This is a genomic window from Photobacterium chitinilyticum (assembly GCF_004104355.1).
Taxonomy (GTDB): domain Bacteria; phylum Pseudomonadota; class Gammaproteobacteria; order Enterobacterales; family Vibrionaceae; genus Photobacterium; species Photobacterium chitinilyticum.
Window position 1 is genome coordinate 1 of sequence record NZ_RJLM01000008.1, and the last position, 18,545, is coordinate 18,545.

At 47.0% G+C, this 18,545-nt stretch carries 18 protein-coding genes and 1 other RNA gene; 10 read left to right on the forward strand and 9 right to left on the reverse strand.

The annotated features are described in order from the left end of the window. Positions 1-305: 305 nt before the first annotated feature. The 4 genes from EDI28_RS17580 to EDI28_RS17590 are packed head-to-tail and all read right to left on the reverse strand — an operon-like array spanning position 306 to position 3,231. Positions 306-689 (reverse strand): prepilin-type N-terminal cleavage/methylation domain-containing protein, encoded by a 384-nt coding sequence (locus EDI28_RS17580; RefSeq protein WP_164918585.1) that lies wholly within the window; start codon positions 687-689, stop codon positions 306-308. Further along, positions 679-2,091 carry a hypothetical protein gene (locus EDI28_RS27030; RefSeq protein ID WP_164918586.1) on the reverse strand — a complete coding sequence of 471 codons (1,413 nt, stop codon included), beginning with the start codon at positions 2,089-2,091 and terminating at the stop codon, positions 679-681. The genes EDI28_RS17580 and EDI28_RS27030 overlap by 11 nt, the downstream gene beginning before the upstream one ends. Positions 2,092-2,099: 8 nt before the next feature. Next, on the reverse strand, positions 2,100-2,717 hold the full coding sequence (locus tag EDI28_RS17585) for a PilW family protein (RefSeq protein WP_164918587.1): 618 nt from the start codon (positions 2,715-2,717) through the stop codon (positions 2,100-2,102). Beyond that, positions 2,698-3,231, reverse strand: a complete 534-nt coding sequence (locus EDI28_RS17590) for a GspH/FimT family pseudopilin (protein WP_128785202.1) — start codon at positions 3,229-3,231, stop codon at positions 2,698-2,700. Before EDI28_RS17590 ends, EDI28_RS17585 begins: the two co-directional genes overlap by 20 nt. Before the next feature lie 105 nt (positions 3,232-3,336). Here EDI28_RS17590 and EDI28_RS17595 point away from each other — a divergent pair, with 105 nt between their 5' ends. Continuing rightward, a complete protein-coding gene (locus tag EDI28_RS17595) occupies positions 3,337-3,732 on the forward strand; it encodes a type IV pilin protein (protein WP_128785203.1) in 396 nt (131 codons plus the stop codon). 72 nt (positions 3,733-3,804) lie between these two features. Here EDI28_RS17595 and dnaJ read toward each other — a convergent pair whose 3' ends face one another. From dnaJ to grpE, 3 genes are all read right to left on the reverse strand, one after another. Next, positions 3,805-4,950: a molecular chaperone DnaJ gene (dnaJ, locus tag EDI28_RS17600; RefSeq protein WP_128785204.1), complete on the reverse strand. Its 1,146-nt coding sequence runs from the start codon at positions 4,948-4,950 to the stop codon at positions 3,805-3,807. Positions 4,951-5,038: 88 nt separating this feature from the next. Then, entirely contained in the window at positions 5,039-6,958 is a 1,920-nt protein-coding gene (gene dnaK, locus EDI28_RS17605; RefSeq protein ID WP_128785205.1) for a molecular chaperone DnaK, read from the reverse strand. Between the two features lie 208 nt (positions 6,959-7,166). Continuing rightward, a complete protein-coding gene (gene grpE / locus EDI28_RS17610) occupies positions 7,167-7,787 on the reverse strand; it encodes a nucleotide exchange factor GrpE (RefSeq protein WP_128785206.1) in 621 nt (206 codons plus the stop codon). Between the two features lie 196 nt (positions 7,788-7,983). Between grpE and nadK the strand changes: the two genes are divergently transcribed. From nadK to bamE, 3 genes are all read left to right on the forward strand, one after another. After that, positions 7,984-8,865 (forward strand): NAD(+) kinase, encoded by an 882-nt coding sequence (nadK, locus tag EDI28_RS17615; protein ID WP_128785207.1) that lies wholly within the window; start codon positions 7,984-7,986, stop codon positions 8,863-8,865. 177 nt (positions 8,866-9,042) lie between these two features. After that, entirely contained in the window at positions 9,043-10,710 is a 1,668-nt protein-coding gene (recN, locus tag EDI28_RS17620) for a DNA repair protein RecN (RefSeq protein WP_128785208.1), read from the forward strand. A gap of 139 nt (positions 10,711-10,849) precedes the next feature. Further along, entirely contained in the window at positions 10,850-11,206 is a 357-nt protein-coding gene (gene bamE / locus EDI28_RS17625) for an outer membrane protein assembly factor BamE (protein WP_128785209.1), read from the forward strand. A gap of 66 nt (positions 11,207-11,272) precedes the next feature. Here the strand turns inward: bamE and EDI28_RS17630 are convergent, their stop codons facing one another. Next, positions 11,273-11,602, reverse strand: coding sequence for an RnfH family protein (locus EDI28_RS17630; RefSeq protein ID WP_128785210.1), 330 nt, complete (start codon positions 11,600-11,602; stop codon positions 11,273-11,275). Beyond that, a complete protein-coding gene (locus EDI28_RS17635) occupies positions 11,592-12,026 on the reverse strand; it encodes an SRPBCC family protein (RefSeq protein ID WP_128785211.1) in 435 nt (144 codons plus the stop codon). The genes EDI28_RS17630 and EDI28_RS17635 overlap by 11 nt, the downstream gene beginning before the upstream one ends. A gap of 227 nt (positions 12,027-12,253) precedes the next feature. On the opposite strand from EDI28_RS17635, the gene smpB reads away from it, so the two are divergent. The 6 genes from smpB (at position 12,254) to EDI28_RS17665 (ending at position 18,384) form a co-directional block, all read left to right on the forward strand. Continuing rightward, complete coding sequence (gene smpB / locus EDI28_RS17640; protein ID WP_128785212.1) at positions 12,254-12,736, forward strand: SsrA-binding protein SmpB; 483 nt, start codon at positions 12,254-12,256, stop codon at positions 12,734-12,736. A 106-nt stretch (positions 12,737-12,842) separates the two neighbouring features. Then, positions 12,843-13,212: a transfer-messenger RNA gene (ssrA, locus tag EDI28_RS17645) on the forward strand. A gap of 188 nt (positions 13,213-13,400) precedes the next feature. Further along, positions 13,401-14,609, forward strand: coding sequence for an integrase domain-containing protein (locus EDI28_RS17650; RefSeq protein WP_128785213.1), 1,209 nt, complete (start codon positions 13,401-13,403; stop codon positions 14,607-14,609). 30 nt (positions 14,610-14,639) lie between these two features. Further along, the gene (locus tag EDI28_RS17655; protein WP_128785214.1) at positions 14,640-15,365 is read left to right on the forward strand and encodes a hypothetical protein; all 726 of its coding nucleotides are present in this window, start codon (positions 14,640-14,642) and stop codon (positions 15,363-15,365) included. Between the two features lie 101 nt (positions 15,366-15,466). Beyond that, positions 15,467-15,730 carry a helix-turn-helix transcriptional regulator gene (locus tag EDI28_RS17660; protein ID WP_128785215.1) on the forward strand — a complete coding sequence of 88 codons (264 nt, stop codon included), beginning with the start codon at positions 15,467-15,469 and terminating at the stop codon, positions 15,728-15,730. Continuing rightward, positions 15,730-18,384: a phage/plasmid primase, P4 family gene (locus tag EDI28_RS17665; protein ID WP_164918588.1), complete on the forward strand. Its 2,655-nt coding sequence runs from the start codon at positions 15,730-15,732 to the stop codon at positions 18,382-18,384. The genes EDI28_RS17660 and EDI28_RS17665 overlap by 1 nt, the downstream gene beginning before the upstream one ends. Positions 18,385-18,545: the final 161 nt, after the last annotated feature.

Genomic DNA, 18,545 nt, shown 5'->3' on the forward strand with positions numbered 1-18,545 from the left:
GCTAGTAACGAGAACTCGAATTGACTGTGCCAAATAATAAGTAAACTTAAAATTTGTATTGGTCACTCAGTTCATTGATAAATCTTTCGACTTAACTCTTTCACGAGTGCCCACACAGATTGCATGGTCAAATTGTTAAAGAACGTTGTTGCCTCAGCTATCTACTAAGTAGTTTGTCGTGACAACGGAAGCGAATTATAGGGAGATATTTGGTAGAGGCAATAGTTTTTTTAAGAAAAAACACCGAACGCACAAACTTTATACGATTATGGTTATTATTGAATAAATCAAAAACGAAAACAGCACTAATTAAACTTCGAGCGCATTGTCGATAATGCAAGACTCTGCTTCTCTCCCTGCCTATCCGACCAAGTAACCGTCACTTGAGTTTGCTTCGCGCTACCTGACATTACAGCCTTATATGTACGAACCCAGTCATAAGTTCCATCAGAACGACTAATACTACCTGTTGCACCAGAGATTGAAGCAAACGCCAAGCTCTGGACATACTGCATATCATTTTCGGCTATCTGTAGGGCAGCAAGCCCCATTCGGGCATATTCACTTTTCTGCTCAAGGAAGATTTGCATTTTTACCAAACCCAAAATCGCTATGGCAACAACTAACATAGCCACGACAACTTCTACCAGTGAAAAACCACAGATTTGTTGCTGCTGTTTATTGATCACGCCAAGTTCCTTCTTTCCATTTAACAGAACTGCCACCAGACCCAGCCCCTCCCCCTGGCGAAATAATTCCTTGCCACTTGCTGATATCGTATTCCGCCCAAAGCGAGCCAAAGACTTCAAAGACTAAATCAGGCATATCCACTGCCAGTCCACCAAACGCATAAAGAGCACCATGGGTATAGAACGCTTTATTTTTATAGGGTGCACTATGAGCAGAACTTGAGCAAAATCCCGCCTTCTCACAAGACGTAACCATATCAGCCGTCATCGCGCTATCCGCTCGATCTCCCGTTTTAAACTGATAGACCAGCCCTGAAATACCAACCTGCCCTGCCGAATAAATAATGCCGTCGCGTACAACGATCATCACTTCCATACCAGTCTTATTATCCGCAGGCGTATTCAAATCTATCGGCATCCCGTCTGTTGCAGGTGTATCAGTACTCCCTAAATTACAGCTGCCATCAATCCAGATACGTTTAGCACCATTTTTATAAGCCTTGTTAATTTTATCAGCACAGTTTTCAACCATCACCCCGGTGTTATCTTTGTTAATGATGGCTGCATGACTCCCAGTAAATTGTGAATCCCGCACTTCTTTCCATTTATCCTTGCTTACCCCAAACAAGTCTTTGAACATATCCATTGTCGGGTCTTCATCAATATCGTTCGCCAGGTATTCACCCTCCCTTGTACCTACCTGGTTAAAACTTTGATATCCAGGAGCACAAGAAAAATCACCAAGCTTTGCGCTGTTATTTAGTACGGTTAAATCGACGCCGGGGGGAACCTGACCCTCGCTATATCCATCATTATCGCGAATAATCAACTTAGAGTTTGCGGTACTGTCGCTATGCACAAAATTCTTCTTGTCCTTTACCACCATGGTAATGCATTCGTTCTTCCCATCCTTGTTGGTGTTTTTATTAGGGAGCAAGGCAAAGTCGCCCGTAAGGCGAAGCATGGAGGAAGTCTTGAATATTCCGGGCATCACGGATTTCGTCGTCACTTCTATATTCTTTGAAACATTGCGATCCCCTCGGCCATTACTTTCTGATGCTTGACTCATCAAATCATAAAGTGAACCGCTCACGGTTTTTGCCGTCACCAATAAATCAAGCCTCCCCCGCTCGCCAACTGGCAATACTTCTTTTTCACAGTCGGTATAGCTTTGCAAAGTGGGAAGTACCCCGGTATTTTGCTTATTCACGACAAAGGCACATTCAAGTCCTCCCTGCGCAGCCCAGTGCAGTTTCTTAGCTACCAAGGTATTTTGGAAACGCTTAATAAGAAAAAGACTGATATCGGCAGATTCAAAAAAGGCATAACTACCGACAAGCAGCAACATAACGGCGATCATTAGCGTTAGAAATCCTGCCGACTTCTGGTTTTGCTTCATCATCCCATCCTTTAATTCATCAGGAAAACCTGAAATGCCATAACATCATCTTGGCCAGTTAGCTTAGAGTGCACTTGAATATCGACTTCATATAACGGAGCGTTAGTCCCATCAAAGGTTAACGCCTTAACCTGCATACTTTTGTTATCAGTAATCGCTTCTCCCCAGCGATCTCCCTTACCACAAGCCTCGGTTACATTAGGGATAAGTGTTGTCGTATCCTTAATTTCTTTCTCAAGTGTATACAGGCGTATAACCTTGTCAGCAGCAAAGTAAAACACAGTGGAATAGCGGATCATCTCCGTACCCGAGTCGTCAAACTCATAGGCATAAGCGATACACTGGTTGCTGGATAATATGGACAGTTCTGAAGTGGCCCCTGCCCACCTTACTGATCCTGTGCGTGCACCTTCAATCGCATAACCGGCTCTGCGCATATCATCGAGAATAAAACGAGAAACATCGTAAAACTCGCTGGAAAAATACGAACTATCAGTGATGCGCACCGCCGTTTTGGTTCCGGTCAAAAAGGTCGAGACCATTACAGATAAAGCCAGAATACCGATAGTCGTTGCCACCAGTAACTCAATCAATGTCAGCCCACGACATTTAGCAAGATTCGAAACCAACGATACCTCCCAAGCCACAGCGCCGTATACGGGACTTGTTACTCACCTTAACAATGAGAGCCTGACTAGAGGTCATGCTGTTTGTTGTAATTGTATAAGTCATACCTTGGTTAATGATGCTGCGGGATGCATCAAAATAGCCGTTACTTTTATTATTGCTAATTGAAAGAGAGGGAAACTCACTACCATCAATCACAGTCAACGCCTGCGTCAGATCCGATGCAGAACATCCACCCGGCGTTGTTGGTGTGGCTGTCATCACCACGCACCAACCAGTGCTGGTCGGCGATCCCATATTCACATTGTGAACATAAATGGTTTGGTTGATACGGATAGCTTCAGTACGAGCCAAGTGCAAATTCGTCGTCAATTGATTGGCCAGGCGCCTGAGCTTGTAATGTTCAAGTGTCGATGTAAAAGATGGTGCAGCCGCTGTAAGCAAGATAGTGGTTACAGAGATAACCACAAGCAGCTCAAATAAGGTAAAGCCTTGATCTGATACCCAATTTCGCATGCAACCCACCAAGCAACAATAAAACAAGTTGCGTAAACAGTATCACTCTTCAAAGATAGTCCTACCGTTCATCAATGGGTTAGCGATACACCTCGGGAGATAGCAGTGAACAAATTTAACAATTACCAAAAAGGTATGACGCTGATCGAATTATTAGTCACTATCGCCATTATCGGAATTATCACCACGTTTGCCTATCCGGCCTATACCGGACATATTGCCAAGAGTTATCGTGAAGATGCAAAAGCGGGACTGGTCAAGTTACAGCTATGGATGGAGGAAGAATACAGCAAGAGCGGCAGCTATCCGTCGACTGTTGATAACGCCAGCTGCCCGGGATGTAACCTGAACCTTGAACGGTATGACTACGGCGCGACATCTGGTACCGGAGCCAATATTTATAAGTTATCGGCAACACCCAATATTGATGACACATGCGGTACACTTTCTTTAAATGCCGCCGGAGTTGGCACTGCATCAGGAAGCGGTGATTGCTGGTAAGAACAAGCGGCTAAAAACAGGCACAAAAAAGCCGACTTTCGTCGGCTTTCAATAATAACATTAGACTAGCGATTAACCTGTCAGATCATCAAAAAACTTCTTCACACCATCGAAGAAGCCTTCCGATTTTGGCTTATGTTTTTTTGCCGCAGTGCCGCCTAGAGTATCTTCCAGCTCTTGCAGAAGCTCCTTCTGGCGCGAACTCAGTTTAACTGGCGTTTCAACCACTAGCTTACAAATCAAGTCGCCAACAGTACCACCGCGAACAGATTTCACCCCTTTACCGCGCATACGGAACATGCGGCCAGTTTGGGTTTCTGACGGTACTTTCAAGTTTACACGGCCATCCAACGTTGGGACTTCAACTTCGCCGCCGAGGGCTGCCATTGTAAAGCTCACCGGTACTTCGCAGTAAAGGTTGCTGCCATCACGCTCGAAGATATGGTGCTGGGCAACATGAACCTGTACATACAGATCGCCAGCTGGTGCACCGAACTCACCGGCTTCACCTTCACCAGACAGACGAATACGGTCACCCGTATCAACGCCCGCCGGGATCTTGACAGACAAGGTCTTGGTTTCTTCTTTACGACCCTGACCATGACAGGTGCCACAAGGCTCCTTGATGATCTTGCCGCGACCATGACAGTGCGGACAAGTCTGCTGTACGGCAAAGAAGCCCTGGCGCATCTGCACTTGGCCTTGACCATGACAGGTGCCACATGTTGTCGCTGACGTACCTTTCTTGGCACCAGAACCGTCACACGTATCACAACCCACCAAGGTTGGAACACGGATTTCTTTAGAACAACCACGAACGGCTTCTTCTAAAGTCAGCTCCATGTTGTAGCGTAAATCAGCACCACGCTGCGCACGCTGCTGGCCTCCACGACGGCCACCGCCGCCACCGAAGATATCGCCGAACACATCACCAAAAATATCGCCAAAGTCTGCGCCGCCACCGAAGCCGCCGCCGCCGCCCATTCCACCCTGTTCAAAAGCAGCATGACCGTACTGATCGTATGCAGCTTTCTTTTGAGGATCAGTCAAGATCTCATAAGCGGTTTTAACTTCTTTGAATTTGTCTGCAGCCTGCTCGTCACCCTGATTACGGTCGGGGTGAAACTTCATCGCAAGGCGCTTATAGGCCTTTTTAATATCACGTTCTGACGCGTCACGGCCAACGCCAAGAACTTCGTAAAAGTCACGTTTTGACATACTTAACTGTCACCTGCCTGAATACAGCTACGGGCGCAAGAGTATTCCTCCAACGCCCGCGCGAAAATAAGATTATGAAATAACTATCTTATTTTTTATCGTCTTTAACTTCTTCGAACTCAGCATCAACAACATTTTCATCTTGCTGTGCTTGCTGCTCGCCTTCGCCTGCTTGTGCCTGCTGAGCTTGAGCTTGCTGCTGAGCGATTTCCATTAGCTTCTGAGAAGCCGCAATTAGCGCTTGAACTTTCGCGTCGATCGCTTCTTTATCTTCACCTTTACGAGCTTCTTCTAGCTCAGAAATAGCGGTTTCGATTTTTTCTTTCTCATCAGCAGGAAGTGCTTCACCCGCTTCTTCAACTTGCTTACGTGTACCGTGAACTAGTTGGTCAGCTTGGTTACGCGCAGTTACTAACTCTTCAAACTTCTTATCAGCTTCTTTGTTAGCTTCTGCTTCTTGTACCATTTTCTCGATGTCTTCGTCGCTCAGGCCGCCAGAAGCTTGGATAGTGATCTTCTGCTCTTTGCCTGTGCTCTTATCTTTTGCAGATACGTGAAGGATACCATCCGCATCAAGATCGAAAGTTACTTCGATTTGAGGCATACCGCGAGGTGCAGCCTGGATACCTTCAAGGTTGAACTGGCCAAGAGACTTGTTGTAGCCCGCTTGCTTACGCTCACCCTGTAGAACGTGGATAGTTACCGCGTTCTGGTTGTCTTCTGCCGTTGAGAATACCTGGTTTGCTTTCGTTGGGATCGTGGTGTTCTTCTCGATAAGCTTAGTCATCACGCCACCCATGGTTTCAATACCAAGAGATAGTGGAGTAACGTCTAGTAGAAGAACGTCTTTCACGTCGCCCGCAAGAACACCGCCCTGAACAGCCGCGCCAACAGCAACAGCTTCATCTGGGTTCACGTCTTTACGTGGTTCTTTGCCGAAGAATTCAGTTACTTTCGCCTGAACCATTGGCATACGAGTCTGACCACCAACTAGGATAACGTCAGTGATATCGCCAACAGAAAGATCGGCATCTGCCAGAGCAACTTTAAGTGGCTCAAGAGAACGCTGTACCAGATCTTCAACAAGAGACTCAAGCTTCGCACGAGTCACTTTGATGTTCATGTGCTTAGGACCTGTTGCATCAGCAGTTACGTAAGGTAGGTTTACGTCAGTTTGCTGTGCAGAAGACAGTTCAATCTTCGCTTTTTCAGCCGCTTCTTTAACACGCTGCATTGCAAGAGGATCATTCTTAAGGTTGATACCTTGCTCTTTGTTGAACTCATCTACCAAGTAGTTGATCATGCGGTTATCGAAATCTTCACCACCAAGGTGTGTATCACCATTAGTTGCTAGAACTTCAAATGTTTTCTCGCCTTCAACTTCATCGATTTCGATGATTGAGATATCGAACGTACCACCACCAAGGTCGTAAACTGCGATAGTGCGGTCGCCGCCTTTCTTATCAAGACCGTAAGCCAGCGCAGCTGCTGTTGGTTCGTTGATAATACGCTTAACTTCAAGACCTGCGATACGCCCAGCATCTTTTGTTGCCTGACGTTGTGCATCGTTGAAATATGCAGGAACGGTTACAACTGCACCAGTTACTTCCTCACCAAGGAAGTCTTCTGCAGTTTTTTTCATTTTCTTAAGGACTTCAGCTGATACCTGAGGAGCAGCCATTTTCTGGCCTTTCGCTTCTACCCATGCATCACCGTTGTCTGCCTTAACAATCTTGAAAGGCATGATTTCGATATCACGCTGTACTTCTTCGTCTTCAAAACGACGACCGATAAGACGCTTGATAGCAAATAGCGTGTTTTCAGGGTTTGTTACCGCCTGACGCTTAGCTGGCTGACCAACTAATGTTTCACCATCTTGGGTGTAAGCGATAACAGATGCCGTTGTACGCTCACCCTCTGCATTTTCAATTACACGTGGTTTTTCACCATCAAGTACTGCTACACAAGAGTTAGTTGTACCCAAGTCAATACCAATGATTTTACCCATCAGGCTTTCTCCGAAATTCGTTTAGTTCTACTGACCTGCCCTAAATGTTGGGACAAGCGATGCGGACTCAACCGCAGAAATTAATTTACGATGTCGTATGACTACTAAATAAGGGCAGCCATCTTGTTTTCAAGGGCAACACCGAAAAAAAAACATAAAAAAATAAAAACCCGCCTCATCACGGGTTTTACGATCCTAGTGGCTCAGCTTACGCCTGGGTATCAACGTTACCCGCAGCCGCTTTAGAAACCATAACCATTGCTGGACGTACAACACGGCCATTTAGCTCATAGCCTTTTTGCATTACCAGAATCACAGTATTTGGTTCATGGTCTGCACTTTCCTGGATCGACATTGCCTGATGGAACTCAGGATTAAATGCTTCGCCCACAGGGTTAATTTGCTTAAGGCCGAACTTCTCGACAGTATCTGTCATCGTTTTCAATGTCAGTTCAACACCTTCAAGCATTGGCTTAATTGCTTCATCAGTCTTGTCAGACATTTCGATAGCACGTTCCATGTTATCGATAACTGGCAATAGCTCTTCGGCAAATTTGTTCAGAGCAAACTTACGAGCCTTGTCAACTTCCTGCTCGGTACGGCGACGCATATTGTCGATATCAGCGCGAGCACGCAATACACTGTCTTGCTGCTCTCTCACTTTAGCTTCGCTGGTTAGTAGAGCGGCTTCAAGTTCTGCAATACGTGCAACCTGAAGCTCCTCTGCCGTCATTTCTACTACTTCTTCCTCAGCAGATTCCGTTTCAGCTGCATCCACAGTGTCTTGCTGCAGCTGTTCGTCCTGTACTTTTTTCTCTTCGTTGCTCATGCTTTCGCTTCTCCGCCAAGATAATATTGTTCGTCGAATAAGTGGAAAAAACACTCAGATCCCACTCTTAAAAAACGTTCATGCGCATATTATGGGGATGAAGTTCAATGATTCAAGCCGAGATCGATCACAAAGCGCGACAAGTGTCTAAACCTAGCGCTATACTGGCCCCACTATCATCTGTCGGATCAAGGACATGAAGCGCATTTTTCAGACAATCGCGTTAATTGGTAAACCGAGAAACCCTGACGCCCTGCAAACACACAAAAGTCTCTATGACTGGCTGAACACCAAAGGCTATGACGTATTGGTGGATCACCGGTTGGCCAACGATCTGGACGTTCCTCAAGCAGCATTGTGCGATCTACTCACTATTGGTGACAAAGCCAGCCTGGCTATTGTTGTCGGCGGTGACGGAAATATGCTAGGTGCGGCCCGGGTACTTTCACGTTTTGATGTCGCAGTGATCGGTGTGAACCGTGGCAACCTCGGTTTTCTGACCGACCTTGATCCCGATGCCTTTGATTCAGAACTCGAACGGGTGCTGGAAGGCGATTTTATCACCGAGGAACGTTTCCTCCTTGAAGCCGAAGTACATCGCCACGGCCTGATCAAAAGCCGTAACGCGGCATTAAACGAAGCTGTGCTACATCCCGATAAAATTGCCCATATGATTGAATTCGAGGTATATATCGACGATAGCTTCGCCTTCTCCCAGCGCTCAGACGGCCTGATTGTCTCGACCCCGACAGGCTCAACCGCGTACTCGCTATCAGGCGGTGGCCCTATTCTGTCACCGAGCCTGAATGCCATCTCCCTGGTGCCGATGTTCCCGCATACGCTGTCATGCCGACCGCTAGTCGTCGACGGCAACAGCCGGATCAAGCTTCTGGTGTCGCCAACCAACGGCAGCACCCTTGAGGTCAGCTGCGATGGCCAGGTTTCTCTGCCTGTCAGCCCCGGTGACGAGATCCATATTTACCAAAGCCCCGATCAGCTCAAGCTGATCCACCCAAAGAACTACAGCTACTACAACGTACTGCGAGGAAAACTAGGCTGGTCAAGCAAGCTCTTCTGACAGCCCCTCCTCTGCCGTTTTGCAAAGCCAGCTCCCTGCTGGCTTTTTTATTTTGGCAATTCATCAGCTTAACCCACACCAAATTTTCTAAAGAAAACTTCACCCCACATCTTTACTGTATGTAGATACAGTATATACTGTATGAAAAAACAGGTGTTGATTTAGACAGGTGAACACATGCTTGCACATATGACGATCTCTAACTTTGCTATTGTCAAAAACCTCGAATTTGAACTGAAACCAGGAATGACAACCATTACTGGTGAAACGGGTGCCGGTAAATCTATTGCCATCGATGCGCTTGGTTTATGCTTGGGAGATCGAGCTGATGCCGGCATGGTTCGCCCGAATGAGGATAAAGCTGAAATATCGGCCGCCTTTTCACTGCAAAACAATCAGGCAGCCCGCCGCTGGCTGGAAGACAATGAGCTGATCGACGGCGAAGAATGCATTTTGCGTCGGGTGATCACCAAAGAAGGCCGCTCCCGCGGCTTTATCAACGGCAGCCCTGTTCCTGCCTCACAACAAAAAGCCCTCGGACAGCTATTGATCAACATTCATGGTCAACATGCGCACCAGCAGCTAATGCGGGCTGAATATCAGCAGCAGATGCTGGACCAATATGCCGGGCATCATCTGTTGATGGAAAAAACCCGAAAGGCCTATCAAATCTGGCGTCAGGCCAACAACGAGCTGAAACGCCTAACCCAAAACAGGGAAGAAAACGAAGCTCAGAAGCAGCTAACTCAGTATCAAGTCAAAGAACTCAATGAGCTTGCACTTGGCGAAGACGAATTTACCGAGATCGAAGAAGAACACAAACGGCTGTCAAACAGCGGCGAGCTTGCCGTATCAAGCCAGACGGCCCTGTCCGTCCTGTATGACAATGACGACGGCAACGCCCTGCAACTACTGCAAATGGCCAGCCAGCAAGTCATTAACCTTGGCGAGATAGACAGTAACCTAAGTACTATTCCGGCCATGCTCGATGAAGCCATTATTCAGGTTCAGGAAGCAAGCCAGGAGTTGCGCTGCTATCTGGACAACCTCGATATGGATCCCCAGCGCCTGATTTATCTTGAAGAGCGCCTGGCCAAAATCATGTCCCTGGCCCGTAAACACTATGTCATGCCAAACGAGCTCTACCAGAAGCATCAGGATTTATTAAAGGAACTCGATGAGCTGGATTGCAGCGACGAACGTCTCGAAGAGATTGCCGAGCAGGTAGAGGCCCAGCGTCAGAAATTCCTTGCCACAGCAGAAAAGCTCAGCAAGAGCCGTCAGCGATACGCCAAAGAGCTGGACAAGAAGATTTCCAACAGCATGCACGAACTGAGCATGGAGAACGGTATTTTCAAGATTGATATCCAAAGCGATGCCGAAGGCATGCTTAGCCCACTGGGCTTTGACAACATCACCTTCCTGGTATCCACCAACCCCGGCCAGCCGCTTCAGCCATTAGGCAAAGTTGCCTCCGGTGGTGAACTGTCACGTATTTCTCTGGCTATCCAGGTGATCACCGCACAGAAAGTCGAAACGCCAAGTCTGATCTTTGATGAAGTGGATGTGGGTATCAGCGGACCGACTGCGGCTATCGTCGGCAAGATGCTGCGCACCTTGGGAGAATCGACTCAGGTCATGTGTGTCACTCACCTGCCGCAGGTTGCCGGATGTGGCCACCAGCAAATGTTTGTCGCCAAAAAGTCGACCAAAGGCCAAACCGAGACCAACATGTTCCCGCTGGATGACAAGGCCCGGGTTTCCGAGCTGGCGCGCCTGCTCGGCGGCAGTGAAATTACCGAAAGGACACTAGCCAACGCAAAAGAACTGCTGTTTGCGGCATAAATGGAATAAACTTAATCCGTGATGCAACTATTTAGCTAGCTCACAGTCTCAATTACAGTTTTTTTCTTAACCGCTTTTTTTACTTCTGCCAAGAGCTTGTTTATCATCGCAGCAGTAAAAGCGAATTTGCCGGGATGCTATGAGTTGGAAAAACATTGCTGCACTAACATTAGCGGTAAGCCTGTTAGGTGGCTGTTCAGTCGTTGAAAGACTGGTCTATCGAATCGATATCAATCAGGGCAACTACCTTGATCAAAATGATATCAATACCCTTCGTCACGGTATGAACAAAGAACAGGTAAGCTATGTTCTGGGATCGCCAATGCTGGTTGAACCTGAATATCCAAATACCTGGTACTACGTTTATTACCACAAGCCGGGGCACGATGAGCCTGTTCAGAAGAGCTTGGTGATAACCTTTGATACTCAGAACAAACTTTCTGGGCTATCGGGTGATTACCAGTCTGGTCCAAACTTTATGGATCCTATTAACTGATACACACAAAAAAGCTCGCCTATGCGAGCTTTTTTATTCAATCCTGTAAACCACCCGACAATACGGTTAAGCTTTTTGTGCCGCTTTTGCGTCCAAGGCTTCCTGCTTGGCTTGTTCGGCACGCTTGCGGCGGATCTCTTTCGGATCGGCCAGCAGAGGGCGATAGATTTCAAGCCTGTCACCATCATGGACAGTCGCATTGAGCTTCACATTACGACTGTAGACACCTACTTTGTTTTTCTTCAGGTCTATCTCCGGGTACATTTCCAGCACACCAGACTGCTCAATAATTTCCTGTACCTGGGTATCTGGCGTAATCGCCAGCTTGATCACTCGCTGGGCTTCAGGTAGTGCATACACCACCTCAACATGGATCAACTTTTCTTCAGAAGTCATAGATCTCTCTGGCTCTTTGGGTAAACGCACTCACCATATTGCTGGTTAAATCGCGGAACACCTTGCCAAAAGCGGCTTCCACCAGCCCATTGGTAAATTCAAAATCCAGCTTCAGCTCAACCTTACATGCCTCAGCATCCAGTTCAGTAAAGTGCCATCCACCGACCAGGCGCTGGAAAGGGCCTTCCACCAGCTGCATGTCAATTTTATTCACCCCAATAAGCTGATTGCGGGTAACAAAGGTTTTCTTAATTCCGGCCTTGGATACATCGACAGATGCCATCATATGCTCATCAGAACTTTCTAATATTTTGGTCCCGGAACAACCCGGCAGAAATGCAGGGTAAGACTCAACATCATTAACAAGTTCAAACATTTTCTTCGCACTAAAAGGGACCAGTGCAGAGCGGCTAATCTGAGGCATAGTTTCTCCTTTACCCATCACAAGTGCCTCATCCCACAAGTATTTACATAGATAAACACCAATACCTATGAGAAGAGGTAGGCCAATGATACCATTACTCAGCGTACAGCCAAAATCCGTGCAAACTTGTATGGTGGTAGCCTAATAAAATACCGCAACAAGTATTGCACTTCGACCAAGAGATCAACGCATTATCTTGGGACCGCAACAGAGCGAAACGAGTAATTATGGCCAAGAAAAAACCAAACAAACCGGGTAGCAATACCATTGCAAAAAACCGCTCAGCGCGACATGAGTTCGCGATTGATGACGAATACGAAGCAGGCCTGTCTCTTCAAGGGTGGGAAGTAAAAGCGATTCGTGACGGTAAAATCAACATTTCTGAAAGTTATGTGTTCCTGCGTAACGGTGAAGCCTTTATCTCAGGCGTTACCATTACACCGCTAAATGCCGCATCCACCCACGTGGTTGCTGATCCAACACGTGTTCGTAAGTTACTGCTTAACCGCCGTGAAATCGAAAAGTTAGAGCACGCTGTACACCGTGACGGTGAAACAATTGTGGCATTAACCATGTATTGGAAGGCATCCTGGGTTAAAATAAAGATAGGTACCGCGCGAGGTAAAAAATTGCACGATAAGCGTAGTGATAGTAAAGATCGTGATTGGCAGCGTGATAAAGCGCGCATCATGAAACACAGCACAAGATAGTAAGCTCGTGGCTAAGTGTTCGCTTTTTATCCATAAACACTTTGCTACAAGGTAATTATGTTGACGCATATGTTTATTATGCTACTATCCAACGCGTAACAACTCTGGGGCTGATTTAGGATTCGACAGGATCACGAAGGCTTTGGGAGCATGCCGTGGGGCGGTTGGCCACGTTAAAAGCCGCAAAAAAATAGTCGCAAACGACGAAAACTTCGCACTAGCAGCTTAATACCCTGCTTAGAGCGCTCCTGCCCTAGCTTCCGCTTGTAAGACGGGGAATAACAGGGGTTCAAACCCAAACGAGATAGCGAGGGAACCTTTGACTAGAGAGGTGAACCGCGAAATAGAATTCTGGTATGTACTTGCATAGCGTGTCTGTTCGCAGTGTCGGGTACGAGAATAAAGACAGACTAAGCATGTAGCGCCTCTGGTTAGACTGATTTTGGACGCGGGTTCAAATCCCGCCAGCTCCACCAAACATACGTATGATAACGTCCTAGGACGTTCGGAAGGCCCGGTAAGCTGTTGCGCTGCCGGGCTTTCTTGTATCTATAGCATCCTAATACATCTTTTAACATCCTACCTTTTTAGCTATCCTTATAGCCATCCCACTTAGTTATCCCGCCACTGGGATAACTAAACACAACACCAGTGAAGGATAGCTATGGCAAGGATCACCAGACCCCTCACCAATACTGAGGTTAAGCAGGCGAAACCCAAAGACAAGCAATACACCCTCAGTGATGGTGGTGGCTTATTCTTACGGGTACGACCCAATGGTGCCAAGAACTGGATGTTTGACTATTATCAGCCATTCACCAAAAAACGTAGTGTTTTAAGCTTCGGTGCCTACCCCAGTGTTTCAATCGCTGATGCACGTAATAAACGTTCTGATGCCAAGACACTGCTCGCACAGGATATCGATCCCAAGCAACATCGCGACTCGAATATTCAGCTCCAGCAAGAAGCCAACGGTAATACACTTCAAGTGATCGCTGAAAAGTGGTTTGCAGTAAAAAAAAGCCAGGTTACCCCCGACTATGCCGAAGATATCTGGCGTTCATTGAACCTTCACATCTTTCCCTCTCTGGGCAAAGTTCCCATTGAGCAAATCAAAGCAACGGTTGTTATTGAGACAATCAAGCCAATTGCCGCCAAAGGCAACCTCGAGACAGTTAAACGCTTATGCCAGCGATTAAATGAAGTAGCAACCTTTGCCGTTAACACGGGCGTGATCCACTCGAATCCACTGTCCGGCATTAAAGCGGCATTCGCGGCTCCGAAGAAGAATCACATGCCTACCCTAAAACCTGCAGAGTTGCCCAAATTAATGCGTGCTTTATCCACCGCAAGTATCACAACAACAACTCGCTGCCTTATCCACTGGCAACTGCATTCCATGGCACGTCCAAGTGAGACCGCAGGTGCTCGCTGGGATGAGATCGATTTCGATAATAAGCTGTGGAACATCCCAGCAAGCCGGATGAAAAAGAATAAGCCACACTCTGTCCCTCTCACGCCAGCGACACTGGAACTGCTTGAAATCATGCGTCCGATTAGTGCCCGACATGAATTTATCTTTCCCTCGGACCGCATCCCAAACAAACATATCAATGAGCAAACGGCAAACGCAGCTTTAAAGCGAATGGGTTTCAGCGGCATTCTGGTTGCTCACGGCCTAAGGGCACTTGCTAGTACCACCTTGAACGAACAAGGCTTTGATCCTGATGTTATTGAAGCAGCACTTGCCCACGTGGACAAAAATGAAGTCCGTCGCGCATACAACCGCGCAGAATACCTGGAAAAACGCCGCGAACTAATGACATGGTGGAGTAACCACATTGTGGCTGCATCCCAACATGTCCTGATTTAATCCCCTCCCTATAATCAATTAGGAAGAACAATGAAGAACTGGTTAGACTACACCCAAGATATTGGCCCCATTATGCGCTTCAGTGTGGTAGTAAACGGATTTGCATTCGATGGCCTTGAGCCTGGTGACTACCCCTCTTGTGATATGCTTGATGACAGCCAAGACTTTATCTATCGGGCAATTCTTGCTGGTGAATTACGACACTTTAAGGACGGTAAAGCAATTGTTGGCGGTGAAATTCCTGCCCCATGCGAGCTTATCCTTCGCCGCACTGACTTAAGGGAGTGGTTACTTCACCACTATCCTGATATGAAGCCAAAATTCTTGTTTTGTGATTCAGAAAGGGCCGAAGTTGACGCTTTCACTCAACTAGCAGCTCTTAAAGAACAACTGGCTGAACGCAACAAACAATTAAAGATAGCAAACGATTACTGGAGTGATACTTACCCCTTGCTCGAACAGCTGAAAAAAGAAAATGAGCAATTGAAGCAAGAGGTTGAGTCAATAAGTAAGTTAAACAGCTCACAAAATGGCCGCGTAATCAGGACTAAAAATAACATAATTGCAGCCTTAACAAAGCTACTTCTCGAGCCATCCTCACTTAGCTCGACACCGTTGTGTAGCAGCCTACGTGAAGTTATTGATGCTATCTCGAATGACTATTCAGACACTAACCCTTATGGTTTATCTGAACGCAATTTGTTCAAACACTTACCGGAATCCTTAAAACAGCTAGAAAACGAAACCCTTACCTAGACTCCCCCCCCTCAACTTCGGGTACTGCAATTGCAGTGATTCAAAGATAGCTACCCCGTAAATTTACCCCATCAGTTAACAACATCCTAAGTGGGGTAAAAATGAACAACACCATCCAACTGAAGATTATTGACAAAAAGTCCGTACTAGAGCGCTTTAGCTTTTCAAATTCAACGCTATACCTACGCATTAATGCAGGGCTTATGACCCCCCCAGTGAACCTAGGTGGCCGCCGCGTTGGCTGGCCGGAACATGAGGTAGCCAATATTTTGGATGCAATGGTTGCAGGAAAGAACGCGAACTACATCAAGAAACTCGTTGCCTTCCTTATTAAAAAACGTTCGGCAGCATGGAGCGACCAGTAATGAACGAAAAGCCCCTTACTGTTGCAATGCATGAAGCTGGATGCTTCCCTGCCTCTCAGGCAGATACATCTTCTTCAACCTCGACTCTTCTTCACGAACTGTTTAACGTAACTGAAGAGGAATTTACCCTCATCACCGATAACTTATCGGTACAAGATCAAACGGCTGTGATTAATTCTCGCAACCAAGTGAGTACAATTGCTGAAATGACCCGCGGTAAATGGGGATATGTTCTCAATGCATTGGGGATCATCGTGGATGAAAAGGGCGGGCATACCGCCTGCCCTATCTGCGGCGGCAAAGATCGATTCCGGTTCGATGACCTAGAAGGGCGAGGTACATCATTCTGCAATCAGTGTCCCGAGCAGAGTCGAGATGGTCTGGCTCTTGTCCGTGATTATTACGGCTGTGACATTAAAGAAGCAGCTAACAAAGTGGCTGACACTTTGAACGTAACGAATGACGACCACATACCCAACACTCCTTCTCTGGGCTGCCAGAAAGAGAAGCTGGTTAATAATTTTGCACCTGAGTTCGATCTTCTGCCCGATGCTGATAGCAATCACCCTTATCTGCTAGCCAAGAAGCTGACTAGCGATGGCTTAAAGCAACAAGGTGGGGCGTTAGTCGTCCCTGCCTATAACGCTGAGGGAGTCATGACGGGCTTGCAGCGTCTATTTCCCAACGGAGATAAGCCATGGTTTAAAGGGTCAACAAAACGTGGTTCTTTTCTGGCACTAGGTGAAGGTGGTGACTACGGGGTCATCACCGAAGGCTGGGGCACGGGTCGTACTATTTACGAACAAACCGACATAACAACATATGTAGCGTTTGATGCTGGCAACATTAAGAACATTGTTCCAGTAGTTGCGGAAAAGCACGATTATGTGTTTATTGCCTCCGACTTTGACATGCCCGGCTTTAAGGCACTGGAAGAAGCTCAGGCGACTGCTCCACAAGCACCTGTTCTGAGCCTTATTCCGCCCGAGGATGGCGAGATACCAGAAAGCGGCGGTACAGACTGGTCTGATTTATACCTTTCTGGCCAGCCGATCAAAGCAATCATCGAAGCCAACATTGAAGCAGAGATTGGCGAGTATCATCAGGCAAGTAATCCAGTTGATGCCGAGAACGCCAGCCAAGATGATGAGCAGGAATATCCAGACTTTGGTGCCGCCATTCAAGCTTTAGAAGAAGACAAGTACAACGAACGTGCCTTTGACGCCGTGATTGGTTTTATCCATAAAGCAAACTTTATTGATGTAGGCCGAATGCGTCACCAACTTAAAGATATAACAGGCGTAGACATAGCTGATATCAAAGCCGCAGTAAAGGAACGCAAAGCCGCAGAAGAACCGATTCCACTGACTCATGGTGAGATGGCTGACAAGTATATTGAGAAACTCGGCGACGTCCGCCCAATTGGCGAATATGGTCGTCTATGGTTGTACAATGAAAATAATGGTATTTGGGTAGACACCGCACTATCACGAGTTGGTGTTGCTATTGCCAAGCTATTTAAAACCGAGGATCGCTGTAAGCGAGAAACGGACTATAAAGCGATTGCGTCACACAGCTACAACACAGTCGAGCAGAAAGGCTTCTTTGCCAATGCACCGAAAGGCATTTACGCCCCATCCGGTTTCATCTGCGTTCAGAATAGAAAACTAATGAACCTGCCACCATCGCCAGAACACCATGCTCGTTTCCGGTTAGAGATTGAACCTGTATTTGGTCGCGAGCCGGAACTTCTGCTTGGTGTCCTTCGGGAAGCTTTTGATTCGACTGACGTGGACGGGCAGATTCGTCAACTGCGGATGCTAACGGGCTTGTCCCTCCTGGGCTTACAAGCTCAAACACAACGAGCAATATTCTTATTCGGAGCTGGCGGCTCAGGTAAATCACTATACTTGAAGATCTTGGAGGCATTGGTCCCCAGCGAGTACAGGGCAAGCGTCAGCCCACATGAGATGGACAACGACTACAAAGTCGCATCGTTGGCCGGAAAGCTATTGAACCTTGTTCCTGAAATCGACAAAGACAAACCTGTGCCGAGTGCGGCATTTAAAGCGATTACTGGAGGTGATACAAAATCAGCCCGCGAGCCATACGGCAAAGTCTTTACTTTTATTCCCGATGCCGGGTGCTGGTTCAACGGTAACTTTTTCCTGACCACCAAAGATCATAGTGAAGGTTTCTGGCGACGCTGGGCTATCATTCACTTCGCAAACAGCAAGCCAGAGAGTGAGCGAGATCCAACATTAGTTGACCGCATTATTGATGATGAGTTACCAGCAATATTAGGCTGGGCAATCATGGGGGTGAAAGATTATCTCGATAACGGTCTATATTTGTCAGCGACACATTATAAATGTCTCAATGAATGGCAGCGAGAGGGGGATAGCGTAGCTTGCTGGCTTAATGATGACGACAGCGACATTGGGAACCGCAAAACGCTTAAGGCACGCCCCCCGTTAAAAGTTAGTCACGCTTATACGATTTACCATGATTGGTGCCGCCATAACAACAGGAAGCCGTACAGCAAGCAGCAATTCAAAGCATATATGGCGAACCATGGACACGTAGCTAGCCTTAACAGTGGGTATAGCTGCTATCCGTCACTCTATGACGATCGATCTTTACCGAGGTTCTAACGAAATATAATCGGGGAATAGGGGGCACTTCGCAGCCCCTTTCCCCTAGCCTTCTCACCCTATAAGATGTTGCGGCATTGCATCATTAAAGAACTACCCGGCAATCTAACCTGTCTAGGTGGAAAAAGTGGACTTTTTTCTTATTAATAACTTCCTATAAT